The organism is Microbacterium sorbitolivorans, from assembly GCF_003327285.1.
GTDB lineage: Bacteria > Actinomycetota > Actinomycetes > Actinomycetales > Microbacteriaceae > Microbacterium > Microbacterium sorbitolivorans.
The window spans coordinates 73,988-89,587 of the sequence record NZ_KZ848473.1 but is presented as its reverse complement, the minus strand read 5'-3'; the positions used below and the strand labels follow the sequence as shown (position 1 = coordinate 89,587).

The following is a 15,600-nucleotide window of genomic DNA, read 5'->3' as shown; positions in this document are numbered from 1 at the left end:
GGCGCTGTAGGAACCTCGGCGCGTCGCCCACGATCCCGGCGAGTCACCCGCGATACAGGGGCCACTCCGCACCGATGGCGAAGCCGGCGGCGATGAGCGCCGCCGTCGCGAGGACGACCACGAGGTCGAGCCACCGATACCGGAGCCCGGCGATCCGGATCCGGCGACCGCGGCCGTCGATGGTCGCGAAGGTAAAGCCCCGCGCCTCGAGCGCCTCGACGGTCGTCCGCACCGACTTGGCCGTGTTGAGGAAGATCGGGTAGAAGGCCTTCACCGCGAGCGTCGCCCAGTGCACGAGATGCCGCCAGCCGAGGAACCCGGCCTTCGCGGGCGGCGCCTGCCGCAGGCGGTACCCCTCCATCACCGTCGAGAATTCCTCGACGAGGATCGGCATCATCCGGTATCCGTACGACACGGCGAAGGCGATCGTCGGTGGGCAGCGCAGAGCCAGGAGCGCGTCCGACAGCTTCTCCGGGTCGAGCGACACGAAGGCGGCCAGGCTCGCCAGCGAGACGACACCGATCTTCATCGTCACCTCCGTCAGGGCGACGAAGGTGGTGAAATCGCCGCCGAAGAGGGTCGCGGCCAAGACGAGGTACACGAGCTCGAAACCGAGCCCGATCACGAACAGGCCGAGCACGAGCGGGCCGACGCGCGCGACGGCGACGGAGACGACGCCCAGTGCGAACAGGCAGGCAATCGTCGTGAGGTTGTGAGTGAACCACGGGGCGAGTGCGAGCATCACGTACCAGGCCAGGACGGCGCGCGGATCCATGGCGGCGAAGAGTCCGCCGCGGGTCGAGTAGGCGGTGCGGATGAGCTCGAGCTTGACCCACTCGACGCTCACCACATCGCGCTGCTTTCGGGCGACGCTCATGCCGGAACCTCCATGGGGTCGAATGCGGCCGCGAACTCGGCGACCGTGAGCGGAAGCGGATCCATGCCGAGCGCGCGCCCCAGCTGCACGACCTGCGGCGGAACGAGGCGGGCGCGAGAGAGCAGCTCGTCATCGGCGAACAGGGCGCGCGGTGTCGTATCGGCGACGATGCGCCCGTCTTCAAGCGCGATCACGCGGGTGGCCCATTCCGAGACGAGGTGCATGTCGTGCGTCGCGATGACGGCGCAGGAGATCGCGCCGTCGAGTTCCGCGAGCATGTCGATGACGTCGTCGCGGCTGGCGACGTCGAGGCTCGCGGTCGGCTCGTCGAGCAGGAGGAGGGCGGGCCGCATCGCCAGCCCGATCGCGAGCGTTGCGCGCCGCTGCTGGCCACCCGAGAGGGTCCGGCCGTCTCGCTCGGCGAACTCGGTCAGCCGCACCCGTTCGAGGATCCGGTCGACGATCGCCGTCGTCTCCGGGTCCTTCCGGCTGTGGGGGAACAGTTCGACGTCAGCGCGCACCGATTCCTTGAGGAACATCCGCTCCGGCTGCTGGTAGAGGTACGCGGCCTTCTCCGCGAGGCGGCCGGCGCGCGAGGCGCGAGTGTTGGAGCCGTCCAACATAACCTCGCCCGATCGGGGCACGTGGATCCCCGCGAGCAAGCGCATGAGTGTGGTCTTGCCCGCGCCGTTACCGCCGATGATCGCGACGCGGTCGCGCTCTCGGAGCGCCAGATCGAGCTCGTCGATGACGGGCTGCACCTCGCCCGAGACACTGCGGAAGCCGTGCGAGACGCGGAGCGCCTCGACGACCACCGCCCGATCGGGTCGCGGCTCTGGCACCGCGGCTCCGGCAACCGGCGCCGCGGCCCGCGCCGCGCGGATCCGCGCCGCCGCCGCGTCCACGGAGCGCGCGACGCCGCCCACGCCGGCGGCGCGCATCGCGTCGACGATCTGCGGCGCGGGGATCCCGTGGTCGGCGAGCTCGCCCGCGCGCTCGAGGGCCTCGTCGGCGGGCAGGTGCCACACCGGCGCGCCGTCGCTCATCAACACCACCGACCGCGCGTACTGGGCGATGAACTCGGCGTGGTGTTCGATCGTGATGACCGTGATGCCCCGCTCGCGGTTCAGGGCCGTGAGCTGCTCGTAGACCTCGTGCGCTGCCGCGGGGTCGAGCTCGGCGACGGGCTCGTCGACGACGATCACCTCGGGCCGCATCGCCAACACCGACGCGAGCGCGACGCGATGAGCCTGCCCGCCGGAGAGCTGCCAGACGAAACGGTCCGCCAGGTGGGCGATGCCCACCGCGGCGAGCGCCTCCTCCGTGCGCTCGGCGTGGTCGTCGAAGCCGAAGTTGATCGGGCCGAACGCGACTTCGTCGCGCACCGTGGGGCGCACGAGCTGGTTCTGGAAGTCCTGGTAGACGTATCCGACCGTCCACGACAGCCGCGCCACCGACGATTCCCAGGTGTCCTCCCCCGCGACGCGCACCGAGCCGGCGAACTCCCCCGACCAGTAGTGCGGCACGAGACCGTTGAAGGTCTTGCAGAGCGTCGTCTTGCCGGATCCGTTGCCGCCGACGATCGCGACGAAGTCGCCGCGCTCGATCGTGAGGTCGACGTTGCGCAGGGTGTCGCGCCCGGCGCCGGGGTAGCGGAAGCTGAGCTCGCGCACCTCGATGATCGGATCCGCCATCAGCGCTCCCCCGCGCCGCGGCGGCCGCGCCACACGGCGAACAGGATGACGGCGATGACGAGGACGACCACGATGGCGCCGACGCTGACCCACAGGAAGCCGTCTCCGAAGCGATCGCGGAATTCCCCGCCGACGGAGCCGACTTCGACGTCCCAGGCCTCGAGGAAGGCGAAGAAGAAGGATCCGATGCCGGCGAGGATCGCGACCGCGACGAACCAGCCGCCGCGCGGGACGGATCCGGGGATCCGTTTGCCGGGCTCGCGGGGCTGCAGGCCGAGCATCGGCTCGATGCGCTGGTAGAGGGCGGGGATGAGCCAGAGCGCGGGGATCGCGCCGAAGAGGACGCCCGACATGATGAGGTCGATGCCGAAGCCGATGCCCTCGAGCAGGAGGACCGATTCGGGCAGCCCCTCGACGAACTCCGCGTCCTCCACGCCGACCCAGACCTTGAGGAGGTCGACGGTCGCCGAGAGGAACTTGTCGATGCCAACGACGAGGAGCGAGCCGAGAACGATCTGGCCCTTGCTGCGGGGGTTCCGGATGACGGAGCCCGCGATGTAGATCGCGAGGAACATCTGGATGAAGCCCTCGACCTCGGCGAGGCCGGAGAAGTCGCCCATCAGGAGGTCGGTGAAGATGATCTCGCCGAGCGGGGCGCCGAGGGCGACCCAGAACGGGCTGAGGAGGGCCGCCAGCGTGATCGGGACGAAGACGAAGTAGCTGACGGAGAAGTCGACGGGCCCGATGGTGATATCGGGAATCACCTCGAGGATGATGTTCGAGAGCCCGAACAGTGCCATCGACAGCACGAACACCATGAGGTTCTGCGGTGTGTTCGTCGTTGGAGCGTCGCCACCGCGCAACTCGCCGCGGCGGACATCGGTCTGGGAGAGGGACATCGGGGAGTTCCTTTTCGGATCAGGGTCAGGCGGACGCGGCCGCGGACACGGCCGAGATCAGGGAGACGAGGTCGCCGGGCTCGTCGACGGCGTGCGTGGCGAGGCCCGTCGTCAGGGCGGCGTCGACGTCGGCGTCGGCGGTGGATCCGCCGCGCACGATCACGCGGTGAGCGATGCCTACCGCGCGCGCGGCCACGGCGTCGTTCTGCGGCTTGTCGCCGAGGAACCAGGTGCGCGCCGGATCTGCGCGGGCGATCACGAGAGCTTCCCGGACGAGCGATGCGTCGGGCTTGCGCACGCCCGCCTCGTCCGAGCACACCGACGCCGCGATGAGGTGGTCGATGCCGTGCGCCGCGCACTCGGCCCGCACGGCGCGGCCGCTGACGGTGTTCGACACGACCACGACCGGCACGCGCTCGGCGCGGCACGTCTCGAGCAGTTCACGCACGCCCGCCCGAAGGCTCCGGCGCGACTTCGCGCGGCCGTAGCGGGCCATGACGTCGTGCGCCTCGGCCGTCAGCACGGCGCGCTGGCGCGCACTGAGGGAGCCTCCGAACCAGTCGCGCCAGAACACGACCGGATCCGCCTCGGCGAGCGGTGCGGCGTCGTCGAGGAAGCGCCGCGTCGCCTCGCGCTTGAACGCCCCGTGCGCCAGGCGGGCGCGCGCGATCAGCGTCGTCACCTCGGCCGGGTCGGGCCCCGCTTCGGGGCCCGCGAGCAGGCGCGACAACCAGGCGGCAAAGGCGTCCACCCGTTCGTGGTCGTCGACCGAGAGCGAGATCACACCGCCGTGGTCGATCAACAGCGCACGGCCGAGCGTGTCGTCATCGTGGGTCAGACCACGCATCGGCGCCGCCGCATTCCCGGCGGCGAGCGCGTTGCGAAGCGCGCCGGCGAGCCCCTCGGGAGTCGCATAGACCGCGTCGGCCGTCGCGTCGACCGCGAAGGGTGGGGCGTCCGTGTGGGCGCTGCGGGTGAGGATGACCGCGGCGACGCCGGCGCGGCGCCCGGCGACGACGTCGCGGTCCTGCGTGTCTCCGACGTACCAGCAACGATCCGGCGTGGTGCCGCAGGCCTCGGCCGCGAGCTCGATGATCCCCGGGTGCGGCTTGCGCAGACCGACCTCGTCCGAGTAGCACTGCACCGCGAAGCGGTCTGCGAGCACGTGCTCGGCCAGCACGGCGCGGTGGCTGCGGCCCGAGTGGGCGTTCGAGACGATCCCGACCGGGATTCCGTGCGCGTCGGCCAGATCGAGAAGCTCCCGGATTCCGGGGCGCACCTCGTGGGTCGAGAGGGTCGTCGTCACCTCGAGCAGCACGTCGCTCGCCTCCGCGGTGAGGAGCGCCCGTGAGGCGTCGTCGAGGTCGGCGACGAGGAAGTCACCGACGATCTCGCGCGGCTGGAGCTCCCGCGGCAGGCGACGACGACTCTGCGCGTGCTTCCAATGCTTCAGCGCGGTGAGCCCCGCCTCGATCGAGGAGTGCACGCGGTCGAGATCGGCGACGATCCCCGCCCGCGCGAGGCGGGCGACGAGCGCGCGGGCCAGCCGCCGCTTGCCCGCCGGATCCTTTCGCGTCTGGAAGATCACGCCGCCGAAGTCGAGCAACAGCGCTTCTGGAACGTTCCAGGACGGTGTCGTGGGGATTGTCTGCGAGTCGGTCACGACAGCGACGCTACGGTCGCGGGGTGACATCCCGGTGGCTCCTCAGTGAACGGATCCGGAACGTTCCAGACGCGACGTCCCGGTTCCGTGAAAGCGCCACTCCCCCTGTCAGAATGAGAGGCATGACCGGAACCGCGCGACGCCCCACGATCGTCGACGTGGCCCGCGCCGCGAGCGTATCCAAGTCGCTCGTCTCGGCGGCTCTGCGCGGCGAGCCCGGGGTGAGCGCCGCGAGCAGATCCCGGATCCTCGCCGCCGCCGATGAGCTCGGCTACCGGTCGAACGGGTGGGCGCAGCGCCTCGTGAGCGGGCGCAGCAGCCTCGTCGGCGTGCTCCTCACCGATCTGCGCAACGCGTATCAGACCGACATCGTCAACGGCATTGAGGATGCGGCCGCCGCGGCCGGATTCGACGTCGTCCTCAGCCACGGCCGACGCGACCGCGAGCTGCTGCGCGAGCGCCTCGCCAGCCTCACCGCCCTCGGCGTCGACGCCGTCATCGCCGTTACCGGCCACCTCGACGCCGACGATCTCGCGGCGCTCGCCGATCGCGTCCCGATGGTGGTCGTCGGGCGCCCCGCGTCCGTGCCCGACGCGGCCGGGTGGATCCGCAACGACGACGAGACCGGCGCCCGGCTCGCCGTCGCGCACCTGCAGGAGCGCGGGCACGACCGCATCGCCTACGTGCACGGATCCTCCCGCCCCGCATCGATCGCGCGCCGCGACGCATACCGCGCGCTAGTGACCGAAGCCCGTGAGTATGACGTGCACGACGACGGCATCGCGCGATTGCTGGACGCGGTGGCGGCGGGCGGCCCCACGGCCGCGTTCGCCGCGAACGACCGCATCGCCGCCCAGATCGTCGCCGAGGCGGTCGACCGCGGGATCCGCCTGCCCCACGACCTCGCCGTCGTCGGTTACGACAACACCGAGCTCGCCGACCTCATCCGCCCCGGCCTCACGAGCGTCGATCAGCCGCGCGGCGAGATGGGCGCGGCCGCCATGGCGCAGGCGCTCGGCCTGCTCGACGGCGGAGTGCCCGAGCGCGAGGTGGCCTCCCCCACGCTCGTGGTGCGGGGGTCCTCGTAGGGAGCGAGCGATTCGTGCTCGCGATTGTCGACGCGACAATGTGCCTGTGACGTCGCCGGGATGAACTCGTGATGCTCCTCACGTGCCCGGTGCTTTGCTTGCCCGCTTCCCACGAATCGAACAGAGCCCGCACCTCGGCATCGCTGAGCGGGCGACCGGTACGTGTGACGTAGTGGTCGACGAAGCGCCGCACGTCGGACGGGTAGTAGACCGGGCCGCGTGACCCCATGGCATGCGTCTTCATCATCATGTATTCGTGGAACTTCGCAAGGTGTTCGCCGAGCACGCCGGCCAGGAGTTCCTCGGAGTACCCGAGCTCATGGTCGGGCTCGGGGAGTTGGAAGCGAGCGTGCGGTGCCATGGTTCGATCGTCTCGGTTCCGCGCGGGTTTCGTGTACCGAGGCGCTCGCGAAGTGTCAAGTGTCGGGTTTGGTAGAGGCTGATTTACTTGGTTTCGGTCAATGAGAGATCGCGCGTAGCGGCGCGATAAGCCGCTTCAAGTTCGATGGGCGGGACATGCCCGATCTCACCACGGAGACGACGACTGTTGAACCAATCGACGTATTCCGCTATCGCGATCTCGACGTCGTTGATCCCTGTCCAAGGGCCGCGGTTTCGGATCAACTCGGCCTTGTAAAGCGAGTTCAGCGCCTCGGCCATCGCGTTATCGTAGCTATCGCCCTTCGACCCGACAGAAGCGACCGCGTCGCAGTCCGCGAGGCGGTCCGCGTAGCGGATCGCTCGATATTGCACTCCGCGATCGGAGTGATGAATCAGCCCGGTCAGGTCGTCGCCGGCGTGCTGACGCCGCCAGATGCCCATCTTCAAAGCGTCGAGCGCGAGGTCCGTGTAGAGCCTCGTGGATACCTGCCAGCCAACGATGAGGCGGGAGAACACGTCGGTGACGAAAGCGGCATAGACCCAGCCGGAGAACGCGCGGACATACGTGATGTCCGCGACCCAGAGCTCGTTCGGACGCGTCGCGACGAACTCCCTGTTCACCAGGTCCAGCGGCCGTCCCGTCTCCGGAGCCGGCTTCGTCGTCCGCGGGCCCTTCGCCCGCGAGATGCCGCGCAGGCCCGCCTCGCGCATGAGACGGCGAACCGTGGACTCTGCGACCTTCTCACCCTGACGACGCAGCTGCGCATGGATCTTCCGGACCCCGTAGACGCCGTAATTGTCAGCATGGATCTTCCGGATCGTGATCAGCAACTGCCCGTCGCGAACCTCCCTCGTCGAAGGCGGCCGGGACTGAGCGGCATAGAACGTCGACGGGGCAACCTGACCGGGCGTTCCTTCCAAAGCCCGGCAGATCGGCTCGACCCCGTGCTCGCAGCGATGCTCCGCGACGAACCGGACACGCGCGCTCATCGGGAGGGGCGGTCGAGCTCCGCCGCGAAGAAAGCCGACGCCTGCTTCGAGATCGTGTTCGCCCGCCGCAGCTCACGAACCTCCCGCTCCAGCTCCGCGATCCGCGCCGCGTCCGCGGTCGTGACACCCGGACGTAGGCCCTCATCGGTCTCGGCCTGCTTGACCCAGGTGCGTAGCGCCTCGGGATGGACACCGAGTTGCTCGCCGATGCGCTTGTAGGCGCCGGTGCGGGTCTCGGGGTCTCTGCGGGCATCGATCGCCATGCGCGTTGCTCGTTCTTTGAGCTCGACGGGGTACTTACGCGGTGCTGCCATGATGGCGGGTTCCTTCCGGGTGTTCCTACCCTCCATCAAACCCGACACGATTCAAGGTCCATCATGTTCGAGCTCGGTGTCTGTGCCACCGGAGTGCCACGTGGACGAGGCCAGAATTGCGGGGTCCTCGGGCGCTAAGCCTTGTCCGGTCCGATCGTCACTGCGCGGATGCTGCGGGCAACGAGAGCGGGGTTGCTGAAGGGGAGCGTGTGGCCCGCGTCTGGGTCGAGCTCGAGGGTGCTCCGTGGGTTGGCGGCGTGCAGCCGCTGTGCGGATCGCTGAACCGGGCGCGGCTCTCGACCGCCAGCGAGCACAATGGCGGCACCGGTGAAACTCGCCCACCCAGATGGAGGCGCGAATGCGCCGTTTGCTGCGACAACGGTGAGCAAGGTCGTCTTCGAGATCGACTCGGAGGTTCGAAGATAGTCGGGCACGAGCGTGGGTGGCACACCGAGCGCTCTCGCTTGCGCATTTGCAAACCGTTTGCTCTTCGCAAGCCCCGCGGTCGATGAGAGCAGTACTCGCGTGAGGCCGGGAGCCCGCGATGGAATCGCGAGAGCGCTGATCGAGACGACCCCGCTCACGAGCTCTGGGCTTTCACTCGCGAACGCGAGGGCGAGCTGTGCCCCGAGCGAGAAACCCACGACAGGAACGGGGCCGGCGGCTCGCTCCGCGAGCATCGCGCGCAGCTGCTTGAGTGTTTGCTCATGCGAGACGTAGTCTTCATCTGCACTATGGTCATGGCCCGGTAAATCCGGCACGATGAGGTGGTACTCGTCGCCAAGTTCGGTCCGTAAAGGCTCCCACATCCAGCCTGCGACACCACCACCGTGCAGCAGAACAACGGTGCGCGGTCGCTCTGGGTTGTACTCCGTAACAAACACGTGCGTCACTCCTCGCCGCTCACGAGTTGCGGATGCCACTGACCGAGAATCTCGAAGAGGGTCGCCGTGCTTTGGGCGGGTGCGTCCCACGTGACAATATGCCCGGCATCCGCAACGACGTGCTCTGCGACACCCTCAGTCGCAGCCCAGGTGCCCATTGCCTGCGAGATATTGCCCGTCTGATCGTCGCTGCCGCGCATGAGCCCGATCGGGATGGGCGAGCGATACGCAGGGTCGGGTGCGATGAACGATGAAGTCGCGCGCCATACGTCGAGGAATGTCTTCTTGGGCATTCGGCCAAAAGTCTCTGTTGCTCGCTCAATCGCCGCCGGGGTCACGGCCGATGCCTTCGCCATGAGACCAGGCAAGTTACGCGCCGGAATGAGTGCGAGCGCGGGTGCCGCAAGCCCGAGCAAGAATTGTGAAGCGGCCGAAAGCGGTCCGGTGTTCCACGCGGAGTCAACGATCACGACGCCGCTCACGCGGTTCGAATGCATCCGAGCAAATGCTTGCGCGATGTTGCCACCGAGCGAGTGGCCGACGAGAACGGGATCGGATGCCTGCGTTTCATCCAGCAACGCCGCAAGGTCGTCGAGTGCATCCTCGGCCCTGAATCGCGTGCCCGGGGCGAGTGTCGACTGCCCGTGCGCGCGAAGATCCCACTGCACGACGCGGGCGCCAGCGGCCGCGAGCGCGTCGGCTTGGTCGTCGAACATGGTGTGATGGAGACCCGCACCATGGATGAAAACGACCGTCGGCGAACCCAGACCGGAATCGCGGTACGCGATATTCGCGGTCGGGCGCTGCAGCACGTGGTCGAGTGTCACCATGTCTCGACGCTACCGATCTTTCGCATGCTGCGCGGTGAGTCGACCCGGCATTGCCACCGGTGCCATCACTGCTGCACCCCGACATGAATCGGCCTGACTTTTGCTCCGTTCTTCAAACAAGGATGGAACACGATGAACAGGAAGTATTCGCCGGAGATGCGTGAGCGTGCGTTGCGGATGCTCGCGGAGACGCGGCCGTCCCTCCCGACGATGATGAGCGCGGTCAGGCATGTCGCCGGGCTGCTCGGGATGAGCCCAGAGACGCTGCGGTTGTGGCAGCGCCGGGCCGAGGTCGACGCCGGGGTGAAGCCCGGGGTCACGACCGAGGCCGCTGCGGAGATCAAGCGGCTGCAGAAGGAGGTCTCGGAGCTGCGGAAGGCGAACGAGATCCTCAAGGCTGCGAGCGTGTTTTTCGCGAAGGAGCTCGACCGCCCCTGACTGAGATGATCCGGTTCATCAATGAACATCGGGATCGTTTCGGGGTCGAGCTCATCTGCCGGGTCCTGCGCCCGGCGGTCCAGGGGTTCCTCACCTCCCGCGGTTGGAGTGAAGAAGTCGAAGCGGATGTTCACGACGAAGACCGATCGGACGCAGTCGCTGCCGACTGATCTCGTCAACCGACGGTTCACCGCCGACGCCCCGCGCCGGCTCTGGGTGTCTGACGTGACCTATGTTGCGACGTGGTCAGGGTTCGCCTACGTCGCGTTCGTCACCGACGTCTACTCCAGGCGGATCGTCGGCTGGAACGTCGCAGCGACCCTGAAGGCCGAGATCCTGCCGCTACAACCCCTGGACATGGCCGCGTGGGACGCCGGCGGCGATCTCACCGGTCTGACGCATCACTCGGATCACGGGTCGAACTACATGGCGATGGTCTACACCGACCGCGTCGTTGAACTCGGTGCCGTCCCATCGACGGGAACCGTCGGCGACTCATTTGATAACGCCCTGGTGGAAGCGATCAACAACCTCTACAAGACCGAGCTGATCCGCCAGCAAGGGCCCTAGCGGACCGTCGAGCAGGTCGAACTCGCGACGCTCGAGTACGTCTGGTGGTGGAACAACTCCGGCCTCCACGGCGAGCTCGACATGCGCACCCCGATCGAGGTCGAGCAGGCGTACTACGCTGACCTCGAATCAGCCCAACCGGCACCTGCCGGACAAGGCTCCCGATAGAAACGAAAGTCAGGCCGATTCAGACCGTCCCAGAAGGGGCCGGAAGACCCTCGTTGCTGGACCGTGGAGCCTCAGCCACCATCGCGGTCTGCCATCAGGTCCGCGACGACGGGCGCGAGTGCGACACCCAGGGCGTGGTGCTGGTCGGCGTCGAGATGCACGCCGTCATGCTTGCTGCTGGTGATGATCGTGTTCGAGTCGAAGAAGAGGCAGCCGGCGTCTTCGCTGACCTGTCGAATCGCCCGCGCGAGACCCCGAGCGGCTATATCCCCGCCCGCGAACTTCGGGCCGATCGGTCCTCGAGGGTTGTCCAGCTGCGGGGGCGCGATAACGAGAATCGGCGGGGTAGGCATCCCGGGCTCGATCGGCGCTGTCCTAATCGCGTGGACGAGCGCTGAGATGCCCATCGCGGAGTGCCAGGGTTTGTGCTGGTGCACGGATTGGAAGTCATTCGTACCGAGTAGCAGGATCACGAGGTCGAGCGGGGATTGCGCTTCTATGACCTGTTGGATGCCGCTGAGGGCGTTCCGCCCAGGCTTGTACGGGTCGTCGAAGGCGGTGCGACGCCCGTTGAGACAGTCCTCCGTCAACCGGATGCGACCGTCCCTTCCCGTGTTGAGCGCGGCGTGCAGGACGCCGGGCCAGCGCTCTTCGAAAGGAAGTCGCTGCCGAGTTGTCGGGACTATGCCCCAGGTCAGCGAGTCTGAGTACACAAGGATGTGCTTTGTCGTTGGCATCCTGGCTCCTTTGCGTTGCCGTCGTTCCTTTATGCGTTCACGGGTCTGGTAAGAGGATCGTGGCGAGGTTGACGCGTTGCTGACCGTCCTGCCGTTCCGTCAGGTAAGGGGTCAGTAGCTCAGCGAGACCTGCTTGGATCGTGGCGAGATCCTCCGTGTTCACGTACAAGGGAGTTCGGGCGAATCCGACCAGCTCACGGGCTTCGCGAGAATCCGCGCTGAGGAAGCGATCGAAGTCACCCGTGACGTCTCCCAGGAAAGTCAGGAAGGCAGTGCTCAGCTGCGCGCTGCTCATCGCAGAAAGCTCGGCGTGGTCGATGGAGGCCATCCGGTCCCCCAGCGCCAAGGTTCGCTCGATTGCGCCTCGAGATCTGCGCTCGTCGACCACGGCGACAACTCTGGCATCGAGGAGGGCGGCCACATGTCGGTAGAGCGTGGCCTGCGGGATATCCGGGAGCGCCTCGCGCAACTGTGCCGTCGTGCGATTGCGACCACCCAGCTGCTGGATGATCCGTAACCGCACCGGGTGCAGCACGACCTCTGCCAGAGCAGTATTGTCCGGCACCTTGACTCCTCACTGTTATCACGATGATAATGTTCTCAGTACGATTCCATTCTAGCGATCGAGGAGAGCACGATGACGAACATCACATGCGACCGAGCGGGAGTGCACGTGCAGTTTCCCGGTTGGGAGTCGACGATGACGGGCTTGCCGAAGCTGTCGATTCCGAGGTCGGCGATCCGTGGTGTCGCGAGCGAGCAGGGATGGACTTCCGAGATCCTCGGGATGAAGTCCGGTCTCGTCATCTCTGGCTACCGCAAACTGGGCACGTTCAGGCACCCTTCGGGAGTGCGGCGCCTGGTCTCGATGAAGCGCGGGCTCCCGCTGCTGCGGATCGCCGTCGACCGGGCCGCCGTCGGGTTCGACGAGATCCTCCTGAGCACCGATTCTGCAGAGTCGATCGCGGCAGACCTTCGATCAGACGTGCGCTCTTGAACGCTGCGATCGAGGTAGAGGCGCTCTCGAAACGGTTCGGGGCAGTCGTTGCGCTCGAAGATGTGACCTTGACAGTCGAGTACGGGCGCGTCGTCGGGTTCCTCGGGCCCAACGGGGCAGGGAAGTCGACGCTGATGCGCGCGCTACTCGGCCTGATCCGCTCAGACAGCGGCGAGGCGCACATCGCTGGCGCGCCCTATGCCCGCCTGCCTGCGCCCGCAAAGACCGTGGGCGCAGTCCTGGACATCGCTTCGGCGCATCCGCGCGTGACGGCACGCGCTCACCTTCACACGTACGCGGCACTCGGAGGAATGGACCGGTCACGGGTTGACACCGTGTTATCCCTCGTGGGGGCGCAGTCGTACGCCGATCGTCGGATCGGCACCTTCTCCACGGGGATGCGCCAGCGCCTCGCGCTGGCCACCGCGATGCTCGGCGACCCGGACATCCTCGTGCTCGATGAGCCGTCGAACGGTCTCGACCCGAGCGGAATCGCCTGGCTCCGCACATTCCTGCGCGAGTTCGCCGATGCTGGCGGCGCCGTACTGCTCTCCAGCCATGTGCTTCATGAGATCGAGCACACGATCGACGACGTCATCCTCATCGACCAGGGCCGCACCGTCTGGACGGGCGCGCTCGAACGACTCGTGGCGCAAGATGCTCCCCTCGAGGAAGCCTTCCTGCGCCTCACGCAGAAAGGACCTCTCTCATGAATGCCGTCCACGGCGAAGTCGCGCGACTGCGCGCCACCGGAACAGCACTGTGGTCGGCACTGGTTGCGCTCGCGTGCGGTGGCGGATTGACGCTTCTCCTTGCACTCACCGGACCGCAGAACGCCCAGCCTCCCATGCCGGACATCGACACCCCCGAAGGCGTGGGATTCGTGCTCGGCATCGGAACCGTGCTCCTGTTCGTCCCCGCACTGATCGGAACCATCGCGATCACAAGCGAGTATCGACACCGCACAATCGGCACGACGTTCCTCGTCGTTCCTCGACGGGGTCGAGTGCTCACAGCCAAGCTCGCCGTTTACACGGTGCTGGGCATCGCCTACGGAACGATCGCATCCCTGTCGGCCCTGCTCACCCTGATCGTCGCAGCGTGGATGCGCGGTGTACCACTGGGCGTCGATGTGGCGGATCTGGTACCGGCACTCATACAGCTCAGCCTCGCCGCTGCCGCCTACATGCTGCTCGGCGTAGGGATCGGCGCGTTGGCCCGTTCACCCTTCGTCGCAATCGGCGTCGTTCTCGGCTACTTCCTGTTCGTCGAGTACCTCCTGATGATGATTCCCGGAGTCAATGCGATATACCCGTTCCTGCCGGGCGGCGCAACGGCATCGCTGACGAGTTTCGACTTCCTCACCGGCGCGATCGCGAGCCAGACAGCGCTGACGCCCGCGACGATGGTCTCACCTGTGGTCGGCGCTGCAACCCTCGTGGCATACGCGGCCATCGCGGCGATTCTCGCCGTCTTCGTTCCCCTTCGGCGAGACCTGAGGTGACCGGACCCAGGGTCTCACCGAACGGGAGCCGCTATGGTTGCGCATACGCGCTCGCGTAGTCCTCACTGGGGGCCACGGGCTGGATGATGTCGAGCAGGACACCGTCGGGGGCAGCAACGATGAAGTGCCGCTGGCCGAAGTCCTCGTCGCGAAGCGGCAGCACCACGTTCACCCCTGTTCTGCCGGCCAGCTGCTTGTGGAAGGCATCGACGTCGGTGACTTCGAGGTTGACGATCACTCCTCGGGGAAGCTCACGGTATCCGTCCGGCACCGTGGAGTGATCGTGAGCCAAGACTGCCAGCTCGAACGCGCCTAAGCGCAAGCTGACATACCAGTCCGATTCAAAGGTCGTCTCGAAACCGATGACGTCGCGGTAGAAGAACGCCGCGGCGTCGACATCGCGAGACATGAGCACGGGATAGAGGCTGGTGACGGACATTGCACTCCTTTACGTACGATATGAATGTAACGAAGCCAGCATACATACACGCTGTACGTAAAGGAAGAGGACCATGCCCCGCGCCTCCGCGGCCCACGCCGCTCAGACAGCCCAACGCATCCTCGATTCGGCGAAGGAGCTCTTCTCGGCACGAGGCTTCAGTGAAGTCTCCATCGACGACGTCGCCCGGGACGCCGGGGTCACGCGAGGAGCGGTCTACCACCACTATCGGAACAAGGTCGCACTGTTCGGCGAGGTCGTCTCCCGCCTCCAAGCCGACGTCGCACGAGCTGTCGTCGCGGCAGCGGAGAATGCAGACCCGCAGCCTCTCGAACAGCTCAGGGCCGGGTCGCATGCGTTCCTCGATGCGATCACGAACGGGGCCGCCATGCGCATCCTGCTCATCGATGCACCTGCGGTGACCGGCTGGCAGGAATGGCGCCGACTCGACGCGGAGAATTCGGCGACGCATCTGCGAGAGGCACTACGCGAGGCAGGAGTTGCAGAAGAGATCCTCGATGCATCGACCGCGCAGCTCTCCGGCGCGATGAACGAGGCAGCCCTCTGGACGGCCCAACACGATGACACCGACCTGGCTCGCCGGCAGTCCCACAGGGTTCTCGACAGACTACTCACGGCCTCCGTGTCGTAGACCCGACTCTGGGGCGTGGGCGAGCTTTCCAGAGATTCGCACGATGTCGAGGAGGTCGCGCGCGTCGAGCCGATCGGCGAAGCGACGGCGCACGGACTCCAGGTGCACGGCAGTCGCCCCGCGAAGGGCGTCGAGCCCGAGGGGGGCGAGCACGAGCAGACAGCCGCGGCCATCTGCCGGGTCGGGATCACGGCGAATGAGCTCTCGCGCTTCCATCCTGCTGGCATGACGCGAGAGCCTGCTCCGCGACCACCCCATCTTCTGCGCCTGGGCATGCAGTGCGCTCGTCATCTCCGGCGCTTCGACCAGAGTGCTGAGCACTTCGTAGTCGGGCTCCGAGAGGCCCGATGCCGCGAGGTCGTGCACCACACCGGCCTGCACGGCGATCATCATGCGACGGAACGCGCGCCAGGCGACTTCCTCATCCTCGCTCAACCAAGGCGCCGCCGACCCCATCCTTTTCGTTGACATGTAA

At 67.1% G+C, this 15,600-nt stretch carries 16 protein-coding genes, 1 pseudogene and 1 other annotated feature; of the genes and pseudogenes, 6 read left to right on the top strand and 11 right to left on the bottom strand.

Annotation, left to right across the window (positions count from 1 at the left end):
• Nucleotides 1-43 precede the first annotated feature (43 nt).
• The 4 genes from DTO57_RS00435 to DTO57_RS00420 are packed head-to-tail and all read right to left on the bottom strand — an operon-like array spanning nucleotide 44 to nucleotide 5,133.
• Nucleotides 44-877, bottom strand: coding sequence for an energy-coupling factor transporter transmembrane component T family protein (locus tag DTO57_RS00435; protein WP_114116272.1), 834 nt, complete (start codon nucleotides 875-877; stop codon nucleotides 44-46).
• Nucleotides 874-2,571 carry an ABC transporter ATP-binding protein gene (locus DTO57_RS00430; RefSeq protein WP_114116271.1) on the bottom strand — a complete coding sequence of 566 codons (1,698 nt, stop codon included), beginning with the start codon at nucleotides 2,569-2,571 and terminating at the stop codon, nucleotides 874-876. The genes DTO57_RS00435 and DTO57_RS00430 overlap by 4 nt, the downstream gene beginning before the upstream one ends.
• A complete protein-coding gene (locus DTO57_RS00425) occupies nucleotides 2,571-3,470 on the bottom strand; it encodes a DUF8171 family membrane protein (RefSeq protein ID WP_114116270.1) in 900 nt (299 codons plus the stop codon). The genes DTO57_RS00430 and DTO57_RS00425 overlap by 1 nt, the downstream gene beginning before the upstream one ends.
• Nucleotides 3,471-3,495: 25 nt before the next feature.
• Nucleotides 3,496-5,133 carry an HAD family hydrolase gene (locus DTO57_RS00420; RefSeq protein WP_222843207.1) on the bottom strand — a complete coding sequence of 546 codons (1,638 nt, stop codon included), beginning with the start codon at nucleotides 5,131-5,133 and terminating at the stop codon, nucleotides 3,496-3,498.
• Between the two features lie 122 nt (nucleotides 5,134-5,255).
• Here DTO57_RS00420 and DTO57_RS00415 point away from each other — a divergent pair, with 122 nt between their 5' ends.
• Nucleotides 5,256-6,221, top strand: a complete 966-nt coding sequence (locus DTO57_RS00415; RefSeq protein WP_114116268.1) for a LacI family DNA-binding transcriptional regulator — start codon at nucleotides 5,256-5,258, stop codon at nucleotides 6,219-6,221.
• Between the two features lie 444 nt (nucleotides 6,222-6,665).
• Here DTO57_RS00415 and DTO57_RS00410 read toward each other — a convergent pair.
• The 3 genes from DTO57_RS00410 to DTO57_RS00400 form a co-directional block, all read right to left on the bottom strand.
• A protein-coding gene (locus DTO57_RS00410; RefSeq protein WP_229730354.1) for an IS3 family transposase occupies nucleotides 6,666-7,906 on the bottom strand; the annotation gives its coding sequence in 2 pieces (ribosomal slippage) (nucleotides 6,666-7,627 and nucleotides 7,627-7,906; 1,242 coding nt in all).
• A gap of 134 nt (nucleotides 7,907-8,040) precedes the next feature.
• Nucleotides 8,041-8,790 carry an alpha/beta fold hydrolase gene (locus tag DTO57_RS00405; protein WP_229730355.1) on the bottom strand — a complete coding sequence of 250 codons (750 nt, stop codon included), beginning with the start codon at nucleotides 8,788-8,790 and terminating at the stop codon, nucleotides 8,041-8,043.
• A 5-nt stretch (nucleotides 8,791-8,795) separates the two neighbouring features.
• Nucleotides 8,796-9,620, bottom strand: a complete 825-nt coding sequence (locus DTO57_RS00400) for an alpha/beta fold hydrolase (RefSeq protein ID WP_114116266.1) — start codon at nucleotides 9,618-9,620, stop codon at nucleotides 8,796-8,798.
• A gap of 132 nt (nucleotides 9,621-9,752) precedes the next feature.
• Here DTO57_RS00400 and DTO57_RS14600 point away from each other — a divergent pair.
• Nucleotides 9,753-10,796 (top strand): annotated as a pseudogene (locus DTO57_RS14600) (IS3 family transposase).
• Nucleotides 10,025-10,141: a sequence feature (AL1L pseudoknot), on the top strand. Its footprint overlaps the pseudogene before it by 117 nt.
• A gap of 71 nt (nucleotides 10,797-10,867) precedes the next feature.
• On the opposite strand, the gene DTO57_RS00385 reads toward DTO57_RS14600, so the two are convergent.
• Together DTO57_RS00385 and DTO57_RS00380 are read right to left on the bottom strand one after the other, a co-directional pair.
• Nucleotides 10,868-11,533: an SGNH/GDSL hydrolase family protein gene (locus tag DTO57_RS00385; RefSeq protein ID WP_114116263.1), complete on the bottom strand. Its 666-nt coding sequence runs from the start codon at nucleotides 11,531-11,533 to the stop codon at nucleotides 10,868-10,870.
• A 37-nt stretch (nucleotides 11,534-11,570) separates the two neighbouring features.
• Complete coding sequence (locus tag DTO57_RS00380) at nucleotides 11,571-12,098, bottom strand: helix-turn-helix domain-containing protein (protein WP_114116262.1); 528 nt, start codon at nucleotides 12,096-12,098, stop codon at nucleotides 11,571-11,573.
• Between the two features lie 72 nt (nucleotides 12,099-12,170).
• Here DTO57_RS00380 and DTO57_RS00375 point away from each other — a divergent pair, with 72 nt between their 5' ends.
• The 3 genes from DTO57_RS00375 to DTO57_RS00365 all read left to right on the top strand — a co-directional run bounded on the left by DTO57_RS00375 (nucleotide 12,171) and on the right by DTO57_RS00365 (nucleotide 14,034).
• On the top strand, nucleotides 12,171-12,530 hold the full coding sequence (locus DTO57_RS00375) for a hypothetical protein (RefSeq protein WP_114116261.1): 360 nt from the start codon (nucleotides 12,171-12,173) through the stop codon (nucleotides 12,528-12,530).
• A gap of 62 nt (nucleotides 12,531-12,592) precedes the next feature.
• Nucleotides 12,593-13,243: an ABC transporter ATP-binding protein gene (locus DTO57_RS00370; RefSeq protein WP_244909097.1), complete on the top strand. Its 651-nt coding sequence runs from the start codon at nucleotides 12,593-12,595 to the stop codon at nucleotides 13,241-13,243.
• Nucleotides 13,240-14,034: an ABC-2 transporter permease gene (locus DTO57_RS00365; protein WP_114116259.1), complete on the top strand. Its 795-nt coding sequence runs from the start codon at nucleotides 13,240-13,242 to the stop codon at nucleotides 14,032-14,034. Before DTO57_RS00370 ends, DTO57_RS00365 begins: the two co-directional genes overlap by 4 nt.
• 31 nt (nucleotides 14,035-14,065) lie before the next feature.
• On the opposite strand, the gene DTO57_RS00360 is transcribed toward DTO57_RS00365, so the two are convergent.
• On the bottom strand, nucleotides 14,066-14,473 hold the full coding sequence (locus DTO57_RS00360; RefSeq protein WP_114116258.1) for a VOC family protein: 408 nt from the start codon (nucleotides 14,471-14,473) through the stop codon (nucleotides 14,066-14,068).
• Nucleotides 14,474-14,546: 73 nt separating this feature from the next.
• On the opposite strand from DTO57_RS00360, the gene DTO57_RS00355 reads away from it, so the two are divergent.
• Nucleotides 14,547-15,125 carry a TetR/AcrR family transcriptional regulator gene (locus DTO57_RS00355; protein WP_114116257.1) on the top strand — a complete coding sequence of 193 codons (579 nt, stop codon included), beginning with the start codon at nucleotides 14,547-14,549 and terminating at the stop codon, nucleotides 15,123-15,125.
• Here DTO57_RS00355 and DTO57_RS00350 read toward each other — a convergent pair.
• Nucleotides 15,102-15,596: a MarR family winged helix-turn-helix transcriptional regulator gene (locus tag DTO57_RS00350; protein ID WP_114116256.1), complete on the bottom strand. Its 495-nt coding sequence runs from the start codon at nucleotides 15,594-15,596 to the stop codon at nucleotides 15,102-15,104. The two genes, DTO57_RS00355 and DTO57_RS00350, sit on opposite strands and share 24 nt — an antisense overlap.
• Nucleotides 15,597-15,600: the final 4 nt, after the last annotated feature.

Coding starts and splice junctions, on each gene's coding strand:
- DTO57_RS00435 (WP_114116272.1), bottom strand. CDS start 877: ATGAGCGTCGCCCGAAAGCAGCGCGATGTGGTGAGCGTCGAGTGGGTC.
- DTO57_RS00430 (WP_114116271.1), bottom strand. CDS start 2,571: ATGGCGGATCCGATCATCGAGGTGCGCGAGCTCAGCTTCCGCTACCCC.
- DTO57_RS00425 (WP_114116270.1), bottom strand. CDS start 3,470: ATGTCCCTCTCCCAGACCGATGTCCGCCGCGGCGAGTTGCGCGGTGGC.
- DTO57_RS00415 (WP_114116268.1), top strand. CDS start 5,256: ATGACCGGAACCGCGCGACGCCCCACGATCGTCGACGTGGCCCGCGCC.
- DTO57_RS00400 (WP_114116266.1), bottom strand. CDS start 9,620: ATGGTGACACTCGACCACGTGCTGCAGCGCCCGACCGCGAATATCGCG.
- DTO57_RS00385 (WP_114116263.1), bottom strand. CDS start 11,533: ATGCCAACGACAAAGCACATCCTTGTGTACTCAGACTCGCTGACCTGG.
- DTO57_RS00375 (WP_114116261.1), top strand. CDS start 12,171: ATGACGAACATCACATGCGACCGAGCGGGAGTGCACGTGCAGTTTCCC.
- DTO57_RS00365 (WP_114116259.1), top strand. CDS start 13,240: ATGAATGCCGTCCACGGCGAAGTCGCGCGACTGCGCGCCACCGGAACA.
- DTO57_RS00360 (WP_114116258.1), bottom strand. CDS start 14,473: ATGTCCGTCACCAGCCTCTATCCCGTGCTCATGTCTCGCGATGTCGAC.
- DTO57_RS00355 (WP_114116257.1), top strand. CDS start 14,547: ATGCCCCGCGCCTCCGCGGCCCACGCCGCTCAGACAGCCCAACGCATC.
- DTO57_RS00350 (WP_114116256.1), bottom strand. CDS start 15,596: ATGTCAACGAAAAGGATGGGGTCGGCGGCGCCTTGGTTGAGCGAGGAT.